Genomic DNA, 17154 nt, shown 5'->3' with positions numbered 1-17154 from the left:
TCTCTTCTGGAGGACGCCATGCCTGAAGTCGTGATGTACTGCACCGAAACCTGCCCCTACTGCCAGCGCGCCGAAAAGCTGCTGACCAAGAAGGGCGTGGCCATCACCAAGATCAACGTGGAGGGCGACCAGGCGGCCCTGCGCGAGATGATCAAGCGTACCGGCCGCAACACGGTCCCGCAGATCTTCATCGGCGACCGCCACGTGGGCGGCTTCGACGATCTGGCCGAGCTGGACATGGACGACGAGCTGGATCCCCTGCTGGCGGACTGAGAGGACGCCTGCGGATTGGTTATTCATCGTCTCAAAGCGGTTTTACCTCCCGTCCGTAGGGCGATGAGATGGTCTCCTCCCCCCCTTAAAAACGGCGTCACGATGCGCCAAGATGGAAGCACTTCACCATCCATCGAAGAAGGAGGAGGAGACCATGAGCAAGATTACGACGGTTGGACTGGATTTGGCAAAGCACGTGTTTCACGTGGTGTGCTGCGACGAGCGGGGCAAGGTGGTGCGCAAGCGGATGCTGAGGCGAGGGCAGGTGCTGGCGTATTTTGCGAACCTGGAGCCGGTCCTGGTGGGGATGGAAGCCTGCGCGAGCGCCCACTACTGGGCGCGGGAGCTGCAGGCACTGGGCCACGAGGTGAAGCTGATTCCGCCGCAGTACGTGAAGCCGTTTGTGCGGGGGAACAAGCACGATTACAACGACGCGCTGGCGATAGCCGAAGCGGTGGTGCGGCCGGAAATGCGGTTTGTGTCGGTGAAGACACCGGAGCAGCAGGACATCCAGGCGCTGCACCGTCTGCGCGAGCGCTGTCTTGCGGACCGCACGGCGCTGGTCAACCAGATACGGGGTCTGCTGGGGGAATACGGGATTGTTCTGCCCAAGGGGGTGAATACGCTGCGGCGTCGCCTGCCGGAGGTGCTGTCGGAGGCGGAGAATGGCCTGAGCGAGTGGTTTCGGCAGCTGTTGTGGGAGAGTTACCGGCGGTTTCAGGAGCTGGACGCGCACATTGCGTTTTACACCCGGGAACTGGAAGGCTACAGCCGCCGGAACGAGGCGGTGAAGCGGCTGCGGGCGATCCCGGGTTACGGGCCGGTGGTGGCGCCGGTTTTCTACAGCCAGATCGGCGACGGCCGGGCCTGGCGGCGGGGACGGGATGTGTCCGCATCCCTGGGTCTGGTGCCCCGCCAACACAGTAGCGGAGGGAAGGAACGGCTGCAGGGGATCAGCAAGCGGGGAGACGGCTATCTGCGCAGTCTGCTGGTGCATGGAGCGCGGTCGGTGGTGAAGGCGGCGGCGGGGAAGGATGACCGGCTCAGCCGCTGGATCAACCGGATCCGGGCGGAGCGCGGCTACAACAAGGCGGTGGTGGCGCTGGCCAACAAGATGGCCCGGATGGGGTGGGCGGTATTGAGGAACAAGACGGAATACCGGGCGGATTACCGCCCGGTCTGAAGGCGGGCAGGGCCCGCGAGGAACGATTTGGAGAGTTAGCCTGCCGACGATTGCGAAGACGCTGTGGCGAGCGATGACAAACAGGTCAGACCGGCGTATCGAAAACCTGCTTGAGCCGTAGGCTGGGACAAGCCGCTAGGGCGATTAGGACGATACGCGCAGATCTCATCGAGGCCAGAGGCGCAAAAAGCCTCACAAACAGGCCGGATATACGAGCGCAATCCTGTCCCTGTCGAAGTTTGGTACAACGTCTTGCAAAACGGGAGGAGACCATATACGGCTCAAGCGTAGCGGAGCCGCCATCTCGGGATGACACGATTTTTGCCGGCTCCGCTGCGCTTGAGCCGGCCTACATTCGCTCCGCACCGGCGCCGTTTGTGTCAGCACAATTTCTACGTAAGAGAAGGGAGAGCGGGAAAAATCATGGCCACGCAGTAGCGAGTGGTTGAACCGGCGATGGCATTGCTGACGTGGCTTGCGACGCTCCTGCAGAGGGGCGGACGTTTGGTGCGGGACAGGCCGGCTTCATCCGGCCTGATCGTTTCGCCGGATGCCCAGCCAGGCTTCCCGGAATGCCTGCTGTTCGGCCGTCACCTCGGCTTCGATGGCCAGCCAGGCGGTGTCGGCGGGGGCTTCGCGGATTTCCAGAGCCGTGCGGTGCAGTTCGTCGCGGTGGAAGTAATGCACCTCGACCGTCTCGCCGATCGGATAGCGGGCGAGGCGCTTTTCGATTGATTCGCGCTCCGTTTTCAGGCCGTCGAGGGCGATGATGATGTCGCCCGCGGAAAGTCCGGCGGCCTGGGCGGCGCCGCCTTCGAAGACGTGGGTCAGACGGGCGCCGGCGGGATCGCGGGCGAGGCGGGCGCCGAGGGCGACGGGCGGGGCTTCGTCGGGGTTCGGTGGCGTGCCGCCCTTGTCGTCGGCGCTGCGGGCCGGGCGCAGGCCGAAATGGATCCCGGCCAGCCGAAAGAGATCGGCCAGGGGAAGATCGTCGGTGCCATGGAGGTATCGGGCGAAGAAGTCCTGCAGATCCGTGCCGGCCAGTTCGCTGGCCAGGGCTTCGATCCCGCCTTCGGGCACGCCTTCGCCGGTCTTGCCGTAGTCGTGCCAGAGGCGGCGCATCAGGTCATCAAGGCAGTACTTGCCAGCGGTTTCCCGGCGCAGGGTGAAGTCGAGCGCCAGGGCAATGAGGCTGCCCTTGGTGTAGTAGCTGACGAGGGTGTTGGGCGCGCTCTCGTCCTGCTTGTAGAAGCGTGTCCAGGCGTCGAAGCTGGATTCGGCCACGCTCTGCAGGTGCCGGCCGTGACCGCGCAGGACCCGGGTGATGGTCTGCCCCAGCAATTCCAGATAGCTCTCGGGCGGGATCACGCCGCTGCGGGCGAGCATCAGATCGTCGTAATAGGCGGTGATGCCCTCGAAGGCCCAGAGCTGGCGGGTCGGCGTTTCCCGGTACAGATCGTAGGGCACGAAGGTCGCCGGCCTGATGCGCTTGACGTTCCACAGATGGAAGTATTCGTGGCTGCACAGGCCGAGGAACTGCCGGTAGCCGTCCGTGATTCTGTCCATGCCGGGCGGGGGCAGATCGTCGCGGCTGCACAGCAGGCTGCAGGAACTGCGGTGTTCCAGCCCCCCATAGCCGTCCCCCACGGCCATGACCAGGAACAGATAGCGTTCGATGTCGGCTGGCAGCTCGCCGAACAGGGCGATCTGGGTCTCGCAGATCCGCTGCAGATCCCGGGCCAGGCGCGGCGCGTCCACCCGGTGCCGTCCGCTGATGATGACGTGATGGGGGCGGCCGGCGACGTGGAAGTCGATCCGCCGGAAGGCGGCCATCTCCACCGGATGATCGATCAGATCGTCGTAGTCGGCCGCCCGGTAGCGGCCGAATCCCCATTCGGGCGCGCCGTCCCGCGGCAGGCTGGTGGCGACCTGCCATTGATCGGTATGGGGCGGAGGTTGCAGTTCCACCGTGTGGGCCTGTGCTTCGCGGCCGTGGACCTGCAGGAACAGGCTGGTGCCGTTGAAATAGGCATGGTCGTGATCGAAGTGGGCGCTGCGGACCGAAAGATCGTAGGCATACACCTCATATTCGATCTCCAGCGCGCCGGTGGTCGGCGCGCACTGCCAGGTGCTCTTGTCGAGCTTCTCCACCGGCACCGGCCGGCCTTCGCTGCGGGCGGTGAGGCGAATCACGTTCCGGGCGAAGTCCCGGATCATGTAGCTGCCGGGGATCCAGGCCGGCAGGCTCAGGCGCTGGCCCAGCGGATCCGGGGCCGGGATACGGCAGGTGAGGCGAAACAGGTGGGCTTCCGGCCGGGCCGGGAGAACCGTGTAGTGGACGGAATCGGTCATGAGGCGGTTGCTTGCTGAATGAGGATCAGGTGCCGGGGATCACATCGATCCGCACAAACAGATCGTAGTCGTCGGGATGATCCCGCCGGGTGCCGTACACCTTGCCGGCGGGGCGTTGCCGAGGCGTGCCGCTCACGGCGCCGATGGCGATCCATTCCCCGGGGCGGACGGCGACGGTGGTGGCGGCCCCGCGCCGTTGCAGGCGGCCGCCGCCACGGCGGGATTCCGTTTCATCGAAAGGTTCGATGTCGAGCAGCACCTTGCCGCCGACGAGCCGGGGCCTGAGGCGCAGGCCGCTGTCGAGTTGCCGGTATTCGATGATTTCGGTCACGGTGCCGTCGGGATTGCGCTGGCGGCTGGCCACGGGAATGGCCTTGCCGGTGCGGATCACGGCCCAGCGGTTTTCCACCACCTGCACCGCGTAGGTGTCCGGCGCCAGTTTCCGCCCCCGGGTGCGATAGGTGCGGATGCCGGGTTCCCGATCTGCCGGTTTGCGGATGGTGATCCGGTCGTCGGACGGCTCCGCCGGGGGGGAGGGGGGCGGCGGGGCGGGAAGGTTTTCCCGCAGCACGTCGGGATTGGTGGACACCAGGATTTCGAACTGGTGCAGGGGGGTGTCGAGCTGGGCGACCAGTTCCACCAGGGCGGGCAGTTCGGCCTTGCGGGCCCGAATCACCACCGTGTCTCCCCGGCCTTCGATGGCGGCGCCTTTCGGCAGCAGGCCACGGACCAGGGGCACGATGTTGTCGGCGCTCTGGTGCGACAGCCGCACGGTCTGCATGAACAGGCCTTCTTCGGCGTTCGCCGGCAGGGCCAGCAGCAGGCATAGCAGACACAGCAGGCGCAGGGGATTCACAGATGCAGTCTCCGCAGATTGGGATCGATCCGGCTCACTTCCCAGACCTCGGTGAAGAACGTCAGCCAATGGCGGGCCCGCTCCGGATCGTTGTCGCAGGCGATGCCCTCGAAGCGATCGGCCAGTTGCCGATGGATGATACGCCGATCGTCGAAAACCATGAAGGCCTGGTTGAAGCGGCGATAGTCGGGATGCACGTGGCGGATCGCCATCGTCGAGGTCAACCGCCGGCTCAGTTCGATGAAGCGGTGGCCGTGGGCGATCAGCGGGGCGATCTCCTGGACCAGGATGCGGATCCGCACCCGCGGCTGGCGGGTCGCCAGACGGGCCAGGGCGTCGGCGAATTCCCGGGTGTCGTAGAGTTTGCCGTCGAGCTGACGGGAGAAGATGTGCACGCTGTGGCGGGTGCGGCGCAGCATGTCGAGCGCGGTGGCGTAGTGCTCGGCACGGCGTTCGAGCGACACGGGCCCGCCCGAGGGGCTGTCGTGCGGCGTCACGGCGTTGCCTCCGCGTCGAGGGGCCGGCGCATTGAGCGGTGGGGAATGCCGGCATCGGGAAACACGTTGCCCGTGGCCTTGAAGCCATGGCGCGCGTAGAAGCCGAGCGCCTGGAGCTGGGCGTGGAGATACACCTGCTTCAGACCGAGCCCGCGGGCCGCTTCGAGCAGGGCCTGGAGCAGGGCGCTGCCGACGCCCTGGCCGCGCCAGGGTGGCAGGACGGCCAGGCGGCCGAGGTGGCCGTTGCGCAACAGGCGGCCGGTGCCGATCACCTCGCCATCGTCGTTGCGGGCGATCACGTGAATGGCATGCGCGTCTTCGCCGTCCCATTCGAGTTCTTCGGGGACGCCCTGTTCCCGCATGAAGACCTGTTCGCGGACCCGGCGGATGCCGGGTTCGGCATCGAACGCGACGGTTTCAATCCGCATTGTCATCGTCGAATTCCAGCAGGCCCTGTTCCAGCAAGGGGGTGATCCACTCCCGCGCGGCGGGCACCTCGAGCAGGGGCAGCAGGCTGGCGTCGATCCGCCGGCCGTCGGCGAGGTGGATGGCCAGCGGACGCAGCGGTTCGGGAACGGGGATCTCCTCGCCATTGCAGAAGAAAAGGAAGCGATCGTCCTCTGCCAGGAATGCCAGGCGGACCATTTCGCTGCGCCGCACCGGCAGGCCGTCGCGAAGCGCACCGACAAGGCGCGCCACGCGCGTCGCCGTGGCGGGCGCCTCGCCGGCCGGTGCGGTGATGTAGCGCCCGAACCAGCGGTCGATGGTTTCATCGTCCATGAAGGTCTGGCGGATGATCTCGCGGATCCGCTGCCGGTCGGCGGCGGGGAGGGCACCCGGATGGGTGGCCGGGGCGCGATCCGGATCGGCGAAGCGCAGGGTGTCCGGCAGCAGGGCGATCACGTCGTCCACCCAGGCGGTGACGAGTTCCCGGTGGGTGGGCGCCCGGAAGCCCACCGAGAAGGTCATGCAGCCGTCGCCCAGGGCGACGCCGTAATGGGCCAGGCCGGGCGGCAGATAGAGCATGTCGCCCGGTTCGAGGATCCATTCTTCGGTGGGCGAAAATTCGCGCAGGATGCGCAGATCCGGGTGCTCGAGCAGGGGCGCATCGTCGCCGACCGTCGCATCGATCTGCCAGCGGCGCCGGCCCAGGCCCTGGATCAGGAACACGTCGTACTGATCCGTGTGGGGGCCGACGCTGCCCTGATCGGCCGCGTAGGAGACCATCACGTCGTCCAGCCGCCAGTCGGGCAGGAAGGCGAAGTGATCGAGCAGGGCGGCGACTTCGGGCAGCCACTGGTTGACCCGTTGCACCAGGAGGGTCCAGTGGCTTTCCGGCAGGCTGGCGAACCGGGCCTCGGGGAAGGGGCCGTGTTCGAGCTGCCAGGGCCGTGCTCCGTCCCGTTCCAGGATCAGGCGGGCCTCCACGCCGTCTTCGCAGGCCAGCCCGGCCAGCTCGTCGGGGGAGAGGGGCGAACGGAAACCCGGCAGGGCCTGACGCACCAGCAGGGGTTTCTTCTGCCAGTATTCGGCGAGGAACCGGGCCGGCGTCAGTCCGCCAAGCAGGATGAGGGCGCGATCAGGCATGCACGTCAGGATACCGGGATGGGGGGAAAGCTGAAAAGTTTTTTGTAAACCCGGATTTCAAGTCGATGACATCACTTCTCTGGGACGTTGCAATCGATTGGCCCACCCGGCGAAGAGGAAGGTTTTTCGACAGCCTGTTTAATGTAGGAGCGGCGCAAGCCGCGAAGGGAGATGTTTTCGCGGCTTGCGCCGCTCCTACAGGATAGCACCTACCTTGCCCTCGCCTTAGATGTTTCTGGCCTGTTCTTCCGCGTTGCCCGTGTAGTCCGCCGGCGTCATGGCCTTGAGGCGGGCCTTTTCGGTTGCGGGGATTTCCAGGCCGTCGATGAAGTCCTGCATGGCGGCGGCGTCCACCCGCCGGCCGCGGGTGAGTTCCTTGAGTTTCTCGTAGGGCTTTTCGATGCCGTAGCGGCGCATTACGGTCTGAATGGCCTCGGCGAGCACTTCCCAGTTGGCCTCGAGGAATTCCCTCAGGCGCGGGGTGTTGACCTCCAGCTTGGACAGGCCGCGCAGGGTGGAGTGCACGGCGATGACGGTGTGGGCGAAGCCCACGCCCAGGTTGCGCAGCACGGTGGAGTCGGTGAGATCCCGCTGCATGCGGGAGACCGGCAGCTTGCGGGCCAGGTGCTCGAACAGGGCGATGGCGATCCCCAGGTTGCCCTCCGAGTTCTCGAAGTCGATGGGATTGACCTTGTGGGGCATGGTGGAAGAGCCCACTTCGCCCTTGATGGTCTTCTGGCGGAAGAAGCCCATGGAAATGTAGGTCCACACGTCCCGGTCGAAGTCCAGCAGAATGGTGTTGAAGCGGCTGATGGCGTCGAACAGCTCGGCGATGTAGTCGTGGGGCTCGATCTGGGTGGTGTAGGGGTTCCATTCCAGGCCCAGCGATTCGACGAATTCGCGGGCGAATTCGGGCCAGTCCACCTCGGGGTAGGCGGCCAGGTGGGCGTTGTAGTTGCCCACGGCGCCGTTGATCTTGCCCAGCAGGGCCACGTCGGCCACCTGGCGGCGCTGGCGCAACAGGCGGGCGGCCACGTTGGCCAGTTCCTTGCCCACGGTGGTGGGCGAGGCGGGCTGACCGTGGGTATGGGCCAGCATGGGGGCGTCGGCCAGTTCGTGGGCCATTTCCCGCAGGGCGGCGATCACCTCGTCGAACAGGGGCAGGAGCACCTGGTTGCGGCCCTCGCGCAGCATCAGCCCGTAGGCCAGGTTGTTGATGTCCTCCGAGGTGCAGGCGAAATGGACGAATTCGCTGACCGCGTCCAGCTCGGCATTGCCGGCGATCTTTTCCTTGATGAAGTATTCGACGGCCTTGACGTCGTGATTGGTGGTGCGCTCGATGTTCTTGACCCGCTGGGCGTCCTCCTCCGAGAACGTCTCCACCAGATCGTCGAGGATGGCGTTGGCATGGGCGGAGAAGGCCGGCACTTCCGGGATCCCCGGATGTTCCGAGAGCTTCTGCAGCCAGCGCACCTCGACCAGCACGCGATGGCGGATCAGGCCGTATTCACTGAAGATCGGCCGCAGATCGGCGGTTTTCGAGGCATAGCGCCCATCGACGGGCGAGACGGCGGTAAGCGGACTGAGTTCCATGACGGCTCCGTGGGTTGCAGGAGCCGGCTATTTTACAGGCGTGGATGAACCGTGGCGAGGCTTGGCGCCCCGCCCGGCTCGCCTGACGGCCTGTCAGGAGACCTTGCGGTAGATCAGGCCCGGCTGCACCAGCATTTCGTTGCTGGCGAGCTGATCCAGGGGACAGCCTTCACTGTCGCATTCGGCCAGCCGGTCGAAGATGTAGGTCACGCCGTCGTTTTCCACGGTCTTGTAGATGGGCTTGCCGAGGTGGGAGCCGATTTGCGGGCCAAGGGCCGGTTTGTTCATGAAGCATTCTCCTGTCGGTATTCGATCGGTTTCGGGCAGTGTCCACACGAACTATCGGACGGATGGACAGCGACTTGAGTGCCGGGGTTCACGAAAAAGGTACGACTTTCCGAATGGATTGCCGAAGCGTGAACCGGATCACCCGACAGGCGAGGACAGGACGGTGCAGGCCGGCGCCGCCGCGTTTGCGCCGGCCTGCAGGAGCCGTGTCGGTTCAGGCGCCGGCGAGCTGGCGCAACACGTAGTGGAGGATGCCGCCGTGGCGGTAGTACTCCACTTCCTTGGGGGTGTCGATGCGCACGCGGGCAGTGAAGGTGGTCTTGTTACCGTCTTCGGCCGTGGCGGTGACGGTAACCTCCTTCGCGGTGCCGTCGCCAAGGCCTTCGATGTCGAACACCTCGCGGCCGCTGAGGCCGAGACTTTGCGCCGATTCGCCTTCGCGGAACTGCAGGGGCAGGATGCCCATGCACACCAGGTTGGTGCGGTGGATGCGCTCGTAGCTCTCGGCGATCACCGCGCGCACACCCAACAGGCGCGGGCCCTTGGCGGCCCAGTCGCGGGAGGAGCCGGAGCCGTATTCCTTGCCGGCGATCACCAGCAGCGGCACCTGCTCCTGCTGGTACTTCATGGCGGCGTCGAAGATGGACATCTGTTCGCCGTCGGGCAGGTGCAGGGTCACGCCGCCCTCGGTGCCGGGGGCCAGCAGGTTGCGCAGGCGGATGTTGGCGAAGGTGCCGCGCATCATCACCTCGTGGTTGCCGCGCCGCGAGCCGAGGGAGTTGAAGTCCTCGGGTTTGACGCCGTGTGCCAGCAGATACTGGCCGGCCGGCGAGTCGGGCTTGATGGCACCGGCGGGGGAGATGTGATCGGTGGTCACCGAATCGCCCAGCAGGGCCAGCACCCGGGCGCCGCGGATGTCCTGCACTTCGCCGGGCTCGCGGGTCATGCCGGCGAAGTAGGGCGGGTTCTTGATGTAGGTGGAGGCCGGATCCCAGGCGAAGCGTTCGCCCTCGGGCGAGGCCAGGGCCTGCCAGCGTTCGGCACCGGCGTAGACCTCGTGGTAGGCCTCGGTGAACTCCTCGCGGTTGACGCTGGTGTGGATGGCTTCCTGGATCTCGTGCTGGCTGGGCCAGATGTCCCTGAGATAAACCGGGTTGCCGTCGGCGTCCTCGCCCAGCGGGTCGTTCTGGATATCGATGTCGAGGGTGCCGGCGATGGCGTAGGCCACCACCAGGGGCGGCGAGGCCAGGTAGTTCATGCGCACCTCGGCATGCACCCGGCCTTCGAAGTTGCGGTTGCCGGAGAGCACCGAGCAGACCGAGAGGTTGCCTTCGGCGATGGCTTTCGAGACCGGCGCGGGCAACGGGCCCGAGTTGCCGATGCAGGTGGCGCAGCCGTAGGCCACCACGTTGAAGCCGAGCGTTTCCAGATCGTCGAGCAGGCCGGCCTGCTTCAGGTATTCGGTGACCACCCGCGAGCCGGGGGCCAGCGAGGTCTTGACCCAGGGCTTGACGGTCAGGCCCTTCTCGGCGGCCTTCTTCGCCACCAGGCCCGCGCCCAGCATCACCGAGGGGTTGGAGGTGTTGGTGCAGGAGGTGATGGAGGCGATCACCACGGCGCCGTCGGTGAGGGTGACTTCCTGGCCGTCGATGGTGGTGCTGGCGGGCCGGCTGTCGATGTCGCGCTCGGCCTTGAGGGCGGCCAGTGCCTCGTTGAAGCGGGGTTTGGCGTCCTTCAGGGGCACCCGGTCCTGGGGCCGCTTGGGCCCGGCCAGGCTGGGCTCGACGTTGCTCATGTCCAGTTCCACCACCGAGGTGTATTCGGCCTCGGGCGCGCCGGGCTCGCGGAACAGGCCCTGTTCCTTCGCGTAGGCCTCCACCAGGGCCAGCTCCGCCTCGCTGCGGCCGGTGAGGCGCAGGTAGTTCAGGGTCTCGTCGTCGATGGGGAAGATGCCGCAGGTGGCGCCGTATTCGGGCGCCATGTTGGCCAGGGTGGCGCGGTCGGCCAGGGAGAGGTGATCGAGCCCTTCACCGAAAAACTCCACGAACTTGCCCACCACGCCGTGCTGGCGCAGCATCTCCACCACGGTCAGCACCAGATCGGTGGCGGTGGCGCCTTCCGGCAGGCGGCCGGTGAGGCGGAAGCCCACCACCTGCGGGATCAGCATGGAGACCGGCTGGCCGAGCATGGCCGCCTCGGCCTCGATGCCGCCCACGCCCCAGCCGAGCACACCCAGGCCGTTGACCATGGTGGTGTGGGAGTCGGTGCCGACCAGGGTGTCGGGATAGGCCTGCAGCACCCCGTCCTTCTCCTGGCCGAAGATCACCCGGGCCAGGTATTCGATGTTCACCTGGTGCACGATGCCGGTGTCCGGCGGCACTACCTTGAAGTTGGAGAAGGCCTTCTGTCCCCACTTGAGGAAGGCATAACGCTCCCGGTTGCGGGTGTACTCCTTCTCCTCGTTGATTTCCTCGGCCTTCGGCGTGCCGAAGGCGTCGATCTGCACCGAGTGGTCGATGACCAGCTCGGCCGGCTGCAGGGGATTGATCTTCTGCGGCGAGCCGCCGAGTTCGGCCATGGCGTCGCGCATGGCGGCCAGATCCACCACCGCCGGCACGCCCGTGAAGTCCTGCATCAGCACCCGCGCCGGGGTATAGGCGATCTCCCGGCTCGGCTCCGCCTGCGGCGCCCAGGCCGCCAGCGCCCGGATGTCGTCGGCGGTGACGCTCACCCCGTCCTCGTGGCGCAGCAGGTTCTCCAGCAGGATCTTCAGGGAATAGGGCAGCCGCTCGCTGCCGGGCACGGCATCGAGCCGGAAGATTTCATAGGACTTGCCGCCGGCCTCGAGCCGGTCACGGGCGTTGAAGCTGTTGCTCATGGGATCTCCTTCGGGGTCGGACGGAGCCGAAACAGGCGCGGATTATACGCGAAACGGGGCAAGGGTCGTGGTGACTGGAAAGAACGCGGAGGCCGCAGAGACGCAGAGGGCGCGGAGATCTCTGATCAGGAATAGCAAACAACTTCAGAATCGACAATAAAATCAAAGGAGTATGCTTGAAACCGAGAAATTGCCTGAACCATGTTCAAGCTGACTCAGAAGATTTCTCTCGGCGTCCTCCGCGTCTCTGCGTCCTCTGCGTTACTTCCACCGCTGTCAGTTCAATGGAAGTGCCGCAGGATTTCCTCGTCGAGGATGCGCCGGGCTTCGTCCACGAAGCGGCGGCGTCGGAGGAGGATTTGCCAGCGGCTGCCGCCGAGCTGGTCCCAGAGGACGGCGGAGCGGATGCCGGCCAGGAGCAGGGCGCGGATCAGGTTGGCGTTGTCGGGGTGGGTGAGGTGCTGGCTCTCGCCGGAGACCATGATCCGGGGATGCAGGGTGCTGAGGGTTTCCGAGTAGGTGTCGGCCAGGTTGGCGATCACGTTGGGGTGGTCGATGGCGTAGTGCTCGCTCTGGCGGCGGGCCCGTTCGATGCCTTCGGCCACCCGCGCGAGCATGGGGCGATTCTTCTTCAGCTTGCGCTGCAGGTGCAGCAGGCCGACCACGTAGCGGGCGATGTCCAGATCCCGCTTGCCGCTGTGGCCCTCGAGCTGGTCGATGAGGGTCTGCAGGCCGGTGCGCAGGTATTCCACGCGCCCGTAGACGTCGTCTGTGTCCTGCGGCTCGGTCACGAACAGGGTGCGCAGGGTCATCTCCACGTCGTGGCGGTCGGCCATGCCGCGGTTGGCCACTTCCTTCACCAGGCTGGCGGCCTGGAAGAGGCCCGCAAGGGCCAGGGTTCTGTCGCGCAGTGTGCTCATGCCGGATGCAGCGGGTTGTCGGTCCAGTCGATGATGCCGCCACCGAGACAGGTTTCGCCGTCGTAGAAGACGATGGACTGGCCCGGGGTGACGGCCCACTGGGGTTCGTCGAAGCGGACCCGGGCCTGGCCGTCTTCGATGGTCTCGATGCGGCAGGGGGCATCGGCTTGCCGGTAGCGGGTCTTGGCGGTGAGGCGTGCCGGCAGCGCGGGCGGCTCGCCGGCCACCCAGTGCAGATCGATGGCGCGCAGCTCGCGGCTGAAGAGCAGCGGGTGGTCATGGCCGTCCACCACCCACAGCACGTTGTTGGCCAGGTCCTTGCCCGCCACGTACCAGGTGGCGCCTGCGTGGCCGCGCACACCGCCGATGCCGAGCCCCTGGCGCTGCCCCAGGGTGTAGTACATCAGACCCTCGTGACGGCCCAGCCGTTCCCCTTCGGGCAGACGGATTTCGCCCGGTTGGGCCGGCAGGTAGCGCTTGAGGAAATCCCGGAAGTGGCGCTCGCCGATGAAGCAGATCCCGGTGCTGTCCTTCTTGGCGCTGGTCACCAGGCCGCGTTCGGCCGCCAGTTGCCGGACCCGGGGCTTTTCCAGCTCGCCGATGGGGAACAGGCTGCGGGAGAGCTGTGCCTGTCCCAAGGTATAGAGGAAATAGCTCTGGTCCTTGGCCGGATCAAGCCCCCGCAGGAGCGTGTAACGGCCGTCGGCATCGCGGCCGATCCGGGCATAGTGGCCGGTGGCGATCTTCTCCGCGCCGAGGGAGAGGGCGTAATCCAGGAAAGCGCGGAACTTGATCTCGCGGTTGCAGAGGATGTCGGGGTTGGGGGTGCGGCCGGCGCGGTATTCGCGCAGGAAATAGGCGAAGACCCGATCCCAGTACTGATCGGCGAAGTTGACCGCCTGCAGGGGGATCCCCAGTGCCTCGGCCACCGCCCGGGCGTCGGCCAGGTCGGCCTCGGCAGCGCAGTAGTCCTCGGTGTCGTCGCCTTCCCAGTTCTTCATGAATACGCCCTGCACCGCATGGCCCTGCTGCTGCAGCAACAGCGCGGCCACGGAGGAATCGACGCCGCCGGACAGGCCGACGACCACGTGCTGGGCGGATGGGGAGGACATCGCGAACGGTTTGGAGATGGAAGACTGCCATTTTACCAGAACAGCAGCCTTTCGGGTGGCGGGTCGGTGGCGTCATGCGCAACCCGTAGGGTGTGCTCGCGCAGCGAGCGCACCGGAGTTGCTCGGAGCCGATGAGTAGCCAACCCCCAACCCCGCCCTCCGGGACAGAGCGTCGGTTCGTGACGCGCCGTGAATACATCCCTGTAGGCTCGACGGCCGCGTCCCTGCGGCCGACGGTCACGAACCGACGCTCTGTCCCGGAGGGCTTCGTGCCATTTTCATGGAAACATTCATGTGCCGACCGCAGATATTTGGTGCGCTCGCTGCGCAAGCACACCCTACGGGTGGGGGAAAGCGGGGTCAGGTTTCGAGGTGGCGGAACAGGTCCAGGGGATGACGCTGTCCATCCAGGTAGTCGTCGATCGCGGCCAGCACCAGCGGGCTGCGCAGCCGTTCGGGGTGGGCGGCCAGTTCCTCGCGGGTCAGCCAGAGGCAGCGCCGGATGTCGGGATCGGGCGGCGAAGCGGATTCCTGCGCCTCGAGTTCGCCACTGAAGGCGTGCCGGACATAGAGTTCGCCCGAATCGGGATGTCGCCAGTGATAGATGCCCACCAGCGCCGTGGGGCGAAACCGCCAGCCCGTCTCTTCCCGGGTTTCGCGAACCACGGCGGCGGGCAGATCCTCGTCCGGTTCCAGATGGCCCGCCGGCTGGTTGAGCACGAGGCGCTCAGCGACCCGTTCCTCGACCAGCAGGAAACGGCCGTCGCGCTCGGCGATGGCGGCCACGGTGAGATGGACGGCGGGATGGGCGGGGCTGGGCATGGCAGACGGACTCCGGATCGATGTCGAGGCAGCGCCACTGGCCGGGCGCGAGCCCGTCCAGCGTCCAGTCGCCGACAGCATAGCGAATCAGGCGCAGGGTGGGATAGCCGACCGCCGCGGTCATGCGCCGCACCTGCCGGTTGCGACCCTCACGGAGGGTCAGGCGGAGCCAGCACGTGGGGATCGCGGCCCGGTAGCGGATGGGCGGGTCGCGGGGCGGCACGTCCGGTGCCGCCATGCGTTCCACGCAGGCGGGCCGGGTGCGTCCGTCCTTCAGTTCCACGCCCTCGCGTAGCCGCTGCAGGGCCGCCTCGTCCGGAATGCCTTCCACCTGCACCCAGTAGGTCTTGGGCAGCTTGTGGCGCGGGTCACTGATGCAGTGCTGCAGGCGGCCGTCGTCGGTGAGCAGCAGCAGGCCTTCGCTGTCCTTGTCGAGCCGGCCGGCGGGATAGACGCCGCGCAGCGGGACGAAGTCGCCCAGCCGGGGCGTGTCGTCATCGCCGGAGAACTGGCAGAGAACCCCGAAAGGCTTGTGCAGGAGAACGAGACGGGCCATGGCGGCACATTGTAGCGGCCCACGGCCGTCCCCGCCTGCTGCTATAATCCGCCCACTTTGCCTTTTCCACACGCATTTCCGGAGTTTTCATGGGATACGAGAAGATTGCAGTGCCGGCAGAGGGCGAGAAGATCGCCGTGTCTGCCGAAGGGGCCCTGAACGTGCCCGAACGGCCCATCATTCCCTTCATCGAGGGCGACGGCATCGGCGTGGACATCACCCCCGTGATGCGCAAGGTCACCGATGCGGCGGTCGAGAAGGCCTATGGCGGCAAGCGGCAGATCGCCTGGATGGAAATCTACGCCGGGGAGAAGGCCACCCGGGTCTACGGCCCCGACGTGTGGCTGCCCGACGAAACCATGCAGGCCATCCGCGAGTTCAGCGTGGCCATCAAGGGCCCGCTGACCACCCCCGTGGGCGGCGGCATCCGCTCCCTGAACGTGACCCTGCGCCAGGATCTGGATCTCTACGTCTGCCTGCGCCCGGTGCGCTATTACGACGGCACGCCCAGCCCCCTGAAGGCGCCGGAGAAGACCGACATGGTCATCTTCCGCGAGAACTCCGAGGACATCTACGCCGGCATCGAATGGCCGGCCGGCAGCGCCGAGGTGCAGAAGGTCATCGACTTCCTGCAGAACGAGATGGGCGTGACCAAGATCCGCTTTCCCGAGACCTCCGGCATCGGCGTCAAGCCCGTCTCCCGCGAGGGCACCGAGCGGCTGGTGCGCAAGGCCATCCAGTACGCCATCGACAACGATCGCGCCTCGGTGACCCTGGTGCACAAGGGCAACATCATGAAGTTCACCGAAGGGGCCTTCAAGGAGTGGGGCTATGCGCTGGCGAAGGCCGAGTTCGGCGCCACCGAGATCGACGGCGGTCCCTGGTGCCGGTTCCAAAACCCCAATACCGGCCGGGAAATCGTCATCAAGGACGTGATTGCCGACGCCTTCCTGCAGCAGATCCTGCTGCGCCCGGAGGAGTACGACGTGATCGCCACCCTCAACCTCAACGGTGACTACATCTCCGACGCCCTGGCGGCCCAGGTGGGCGGCATCGGCATCGCGCCGGGCGCCAACCTGTCCGATACGGTGGCCCTGTTCGAGGCCACCCACGGCACGGCACCGAAATACGCCGGCCAGGACAAGGTCAATCCCGGTTCGCTGATCCTGTCGGCCGAGATGATGCTGCGCCATCTGGGCTGGACCGAGGCGGCCGACCGCATCGTCCAGGGCATGTCGGCGGCGATCGGGGCCGGCACCGTGACCTACGACCTGGCCCGGCTGATGCCCGAGGCCACGGAGGTGAGCTGTTCGGGTTTCGGCGAGGCCATCATCGCGCACATGTGAGCGGCAGCGGCTTGCCCCTCGGCAGAAAAATGCCCCGCGAGAGCGGGGCTTTTTCGTTGGGCGGGGAATGATTTCCGGTGCCCGCTGTCACAGGATGAGAGCAGACCGGCGCGGGCAGAAAAGCCTGTCAGGGGGAATCCTGACCGGATTCCGGCACGGGACGGATTTCCGTGGCGTGCATGCCCTTGGGGCCCTGAATGTATTCGAATTCCACCTGCTGGCCCTTTCTGAGGGTCTTGTAGCCTTCCATCTCGATGGCGGAGAAGTGGGCGAAGATGTCCTCGCCGCCGTCGGCGGGAGCGATGAAACCGTAGCCCTTGGCGTTGCTGAACCACTTGACAGTACCGATAGACATACCTTCCGTGCCTCCTTGTCTGGGTTGGGAACTCCCCCTGTACATTCCGGAAAAAAGGTTTAGAATCACAGGGTTAATGCTATTTTCGTATCCGGACGATCCCGCCGGATGTGCTAAATATAGACAATCCCCGCCGGCCGGCCTGTGAAGGAATCCACAGATCGCGCAGGTGGGCAGTTTTCACCCCGTTCAGCTAGAATCGAAACCATGAGCGACAAGTCCATTCCCGGCCGTTACGACGACAATCTGGCCCTGCAGGAGGCCAAGCCGAAGCTCAAGCGCCCGCCCATGTACAAGGTGGTGTTGATCAATGACGACTACACCCCCATGGAGTTCGTGGTGCACGTGCTCGAGGCGTTTTTTGGCATGAATCGTGAAAAGGCAACTCACATCATGCTCAACGTGCACACCCAGGGCAAAGGGGTGTGCGGGATCTATCCCCGGGACATTGCCGAGACCAAGGTGGCCCAGGTCAACGACTATTCCCGGCAGAACGAGCATCCGCTTCTGTGCACGATGGAAGCCGACAGCTAACG

The 17154-nt window shown here is 66.0% G+C and carries 17 protein-coding genes; 4 read left to right on the top strand and 13 right to left on the bottom strand.

Annotation, left to right across the window (positions count from 1 at the left end; genetic code table 11):
* Positions 1–18 precede the first annotated feature (18 nt).
* Positions 19–273, top strand: a complete 255-nt coding sequence (gene grxC / locus ACZ5BH_RS13330; protein ID WP_464889751.1) for a glutaredoxin 3 — start codon at positions 19–21, stop codon at positions 271–273.
* A gap of 154 nt (positions 274–427) precedes the next feature.
* On the top strand, positions 428–1456 hold the full coding sequence (locus tag ACZ5BH_RS13325) for an IS110 family RNA-guided transposase (protein ID WP_464891200.1): 1029 nt from the start codon (positions 428–430) through the stop codon (positions 1454–1456).
* Positions 1457–1981: 525 nt separating this feature from the next.
* On the opposite strand, the gene ACZ5BH_RS13320 is transcribed toward ACZ5BH_RS13325, so the two are convergent.
* From ACZ5BH_RS13320 to ACZ5BH_RS13265, 12 genes are all read right to left on the bottom strand, one after another.
* Positions 1982–3808, bottom strand: a complete 1827-nt coding sequence (locus ACZ5BH_RS13320) for a M61 family metallopeptidase (RefSeq protein ID WP_464889750.1) — start codon at positions 3806–3808, stop codon at positions 1982–1984.
* Between the two features lie 25 nt (positions 3809–3833).
* The gene (locus ACZ5BH_RS13315; RefSeq protein WP_464889749.1) at positions 3834–4664 is read right to left on the bottom strand and encodes a hypothetical protein; all 831 of its coding nucleotides are present in this window, start codon (positions 4662–4664) and stop codon (positions 3834–3836) included.
* Positions 4661–5161, bottom strand: coding sequence for a DUF7931 domain-containing protein (locus ACZ5BH_RS13310; RefSeq protein WP_464889748.1), 501 nt, complete (start codon positions 5159–5161; stop codon positions 4661–4663). Before ACZ5BH_RS13310 ends, ACZ5BH_RS13315 begins: the two co-directional genes overlap by 4 nt.
* A complete protein-coding gene (locus ACZ5BH_RS13305; protein ID WP_464889747.1) occupies positions 5158–5595 on the bottom strand; it encodes a GNAT family N-acetyltransferase in 438 nt (145 codons plus the stop codon). Before ACZ5BH_RS13305 ends, ACZ5BH_RS13310 begins: the two co-directional genes overlap by 4 nt.
* The gene (locus tag ACZ5BH_RS13300) at positions 5579–6748 is read right to left on the bottom strand and encodes a ribosomal protein uL16 3-hydroxylase (RefSeq protein WP_464889746.1); all 1170 of its coding nucleotides are present in this window, start codon (positions 6746–6748) and stop codon (positions 5579–5581) included. Before ACZ5BH_RS13300 ends, ACZ5BH_RS13305 begins: the two co-directional genes overlap by 17 nt.
* A gap of 225 nt (positions 6749–6973) precedes the next feature.
* Positions 6974–8341, bottom strand: coding sequence for an adenylosuccinate lyase (gene purB, locus ACZ5BH_RS13295; protein WP_464889745.1), 1368 nt, complete (start codon positions 8339–8341; stop codon positions 6974–6976).
* A 93-nt stretch (positions 8342–8434) separates the two neighbouring features.
* Positions 8435–8629 (bottom strand): hypothetical protein, encoded by a 195-nt coding sequence (locus ACZ5BH_RS13290; protein ID WP_464889744.1) that lies wholly within the window; start codon positions 8627–8629, stop codon positions 8435–8437.
* Positions 8630–8843: 214 nt separating this feature from the next.
* A complete protein-coding gene (gene acnA / locus ACZ5BH_RS13285) occupies positions 8844–11507 on the bottom strand; it encodes an aconitate hydratase AcnA (RefSeq protein ID WP_464889743.1) in 2664 nt (887 codons plus the stop codon).
* Positions 11508–11788: 281 nt separating this feature from the next.
* Positions 11789–12427: a high frequency lysogenization protein HflD gene (hflD, locus tag ACZ5BH_RS13280; RefSeq protein WP_464889742.1), complete on the bottom strand. Its 639-nt coding sequence runs from the start codon at positions 12425–12427 to the stop codon at positions 11789–11791.
* A complete protein-coding gene (mnmA, locus tag ACZ5BH_RS13275; RefSeq protein ID WP_464889741.1) occupies positions 12424–13539 on the bottom strand; it encodes a tRNA 2-thiouridine(34) synthase MnmA in 1116 nt (371 codons plus the stop codon). Before mnmA ends, hflD begins: the two co-directional genes overlap by 4 nt.
* A 360-nt stretch (positions 13540–13899) precedes the next feature.
* Complete coding sequence (locus tag ACZ5BH_RS13270) at positions 13900–14361, bottom strand: NUDIX hydrolase (RefSeq protein WP_464889740.1); 462 nt, start codon at positions 14359–14361, stop codon at positions 13900–13902.
* Positions 14267–14917 carry a pseudouridine synthase gene (locus tag ACZ5BH_RS13265; protein WP_464889739.1) on the bottom strand — a complete coding sequence of 217 codons (651 nt, stop codon included), beginning with the start codon at positions 14915–14917 and terminating at the stop codon, positions 14267–14269. The genes ACZ5BH_RS13270 and ACZ5BH_RS13265 overlap by 95 nt, the downstream gene beginning before the upstream one ends.
* Positions 14918–15006: 89 nt before the next feature.
* Between ACZ5BH_RS13265 and icd the strand changes: the two genes are divergently transcribed.
* Positions 15007–16263, top strand: a complete 1257-nt coding sequence (gene icd / locus ACZ5BH_RS13260; protein WP_464889738.1) for an NADP-dependent isocitrate dehydrogenase — start codon at positions 15007–15009, stop codon at positions 16261–16263.
* A gap of 127 nt (positions 16264–16390) precedes the next feature.
* Here icd and ACZ5BH_RS13255 read toward each other — a convergent pair whose 3' ends face one another.
* A complete protein-coding gene (locus tag ACZ5BH_RS13255; protein WP_464889737.1) occupies positions 16391–16618 on the bottom strand; it encodes a cold-shock protein in 228 nt (75 codons plus the stop codon).
* A 207-nt stretch (positions 16619–16825) separates the two neighbouring features.
* Here ACZ5BH_RS13255 and clpS point away from each other — a divergent pair, with 207 nt between their 5' ends.
* Positions 16826–17152, top strand: a complete 327-nt coding sequence (gene clpS, locus ACZ5BH_RS13250; RefSeq protein ID WP_464889736.1) for an ATP-dependent Clp protease adapter ClpS — start codon at positions 16826–16828, stop codon at positions 17150–17152.
* The last annotated feature ends 2 nt before the right edge of the window (positions 17153–17154 follow it).

Source organism: Thioprofundum lithotrophicum (assembly GCF_055387065.1).
The sequence above is the reverse complement of the archived record's forward strand: the minus strand, read 5'-3'. Positions and strand labels throughout refer to the sequence as shown.

What these genes read in the sequence shown, in the direction of transcription:
- ACZ5BH_RS13270 (WP_464889740.1), bottom strand. Translation starts at nt 14,361, where the DNA reads ATGCCCAGCCCCGCCCATCCCGCCGTCCATCTCACCGTGGCCGCCATC.
- ACZ5BH_RS13325 (WP_464891200.1), top strand. Translation starts at nt 428, where the DNA reads ATGAGCAAGATTACGACGGTTGGACTGGATTTGGCAAAGCACGTGTTT.
- ACZ5BH_RS13265 (WP_464889739.1), bottom strand. Translation starts at nt 14,917, where the DNA reads ATGGCCCGTCTCGTTCTCCTGCACAAGCCTTTCGGGGTTCTCTGCCAG.
- icd (WP_464889738.1), top strand. Translation starts at nt 15,007, where the DNA reads ATGGGATACGAGAAGATTGCAGTGCCGGCAGAGGGCGAGAAGATCGCC.
- purB (WP_464889745.1), bottom strand. Translation starts at nt 8,341, where the DNA reads ATGGAACTCAGTCCGCTTACCGCCGTCTCGCCCGTCGATGGGCGCTAT.
- clpS (WP_464889736.1), top strand. Translation starts at nt 16,826, where the DNA reads ATGAGCGACAAGTCCATTCCCGGCCGTTACGACGACAATCTGGCCCTG.
- hflD (WP_464889742.1), bottom strand. Translation starts at nt 12,427, where the DNA reads ATGAGCACACTGCGCGACAGAACCCTGGCCCTTGCGGGCCTCTTCCAG.
- mnmA (WP_464889741.1), bottom strand. Translation starts at nt 13,539, where the DNA reads ATGTCCTCCCCATCCGCCCAGCACGTGGTCGTCGGCCTGTCCGGCGGC.
- ACZ5BH_RS13320 (WP_464889750.1), bottom strand. Translation starts at nt 3,808, where the DNA reads ATGACCGATTCCGTCCACTACACGGTTCTCCCGGCCCGGCCGGAAGCC.
- grxC (WP_464889751.1), top strand. Translation starts at nt 19, where the DNA reads ATGCCTGAAGTCGTGATGTACTGCACCGAAACCTGCCCCTACTGCCAG.
- acnA (WP_464889743.1), bottom strand. Translation starts at nt 11,507, where the DNA reads ATGAGCAACAGCTTCAACGCCCGTGACCGGCTCGAGGCCGGCGGCAAG.
- ACZ5BH_RS13305 (WP_464889747.1), bottom strand. Translation starts at nt 5,595, where the DNA reads ATGACAATGCGGATTGAAACCGTCGCGTTCGATGCCGAACCCGGCATC.
- ACZ5BH_RS13255 (WP_464889737.1), bottom strand. Translation starts at nt 16,618, where the DNA reads ATGTCTATCGGTACTGTCAAGTGGTTCAGCAACGCCAAGGGCTACGGT.
- ACZ5BH_RS13290 (WP_464889744.1), bottom strand. Translation starts at nt 8,629, where the DNA reads ATGAACAAACCGGCCCTTGGCCCGCAAATCGGCTCCCACCTCGGCAAG.
- ACZ5BH_RS13300 (WP_464889746.1), bottom strand. Translation starts at nt 6,748, where the DNA reads ATGCCTGATCGCGCCCTCATCCTGCTTGGCGGACTGACGCCGGCCCGG.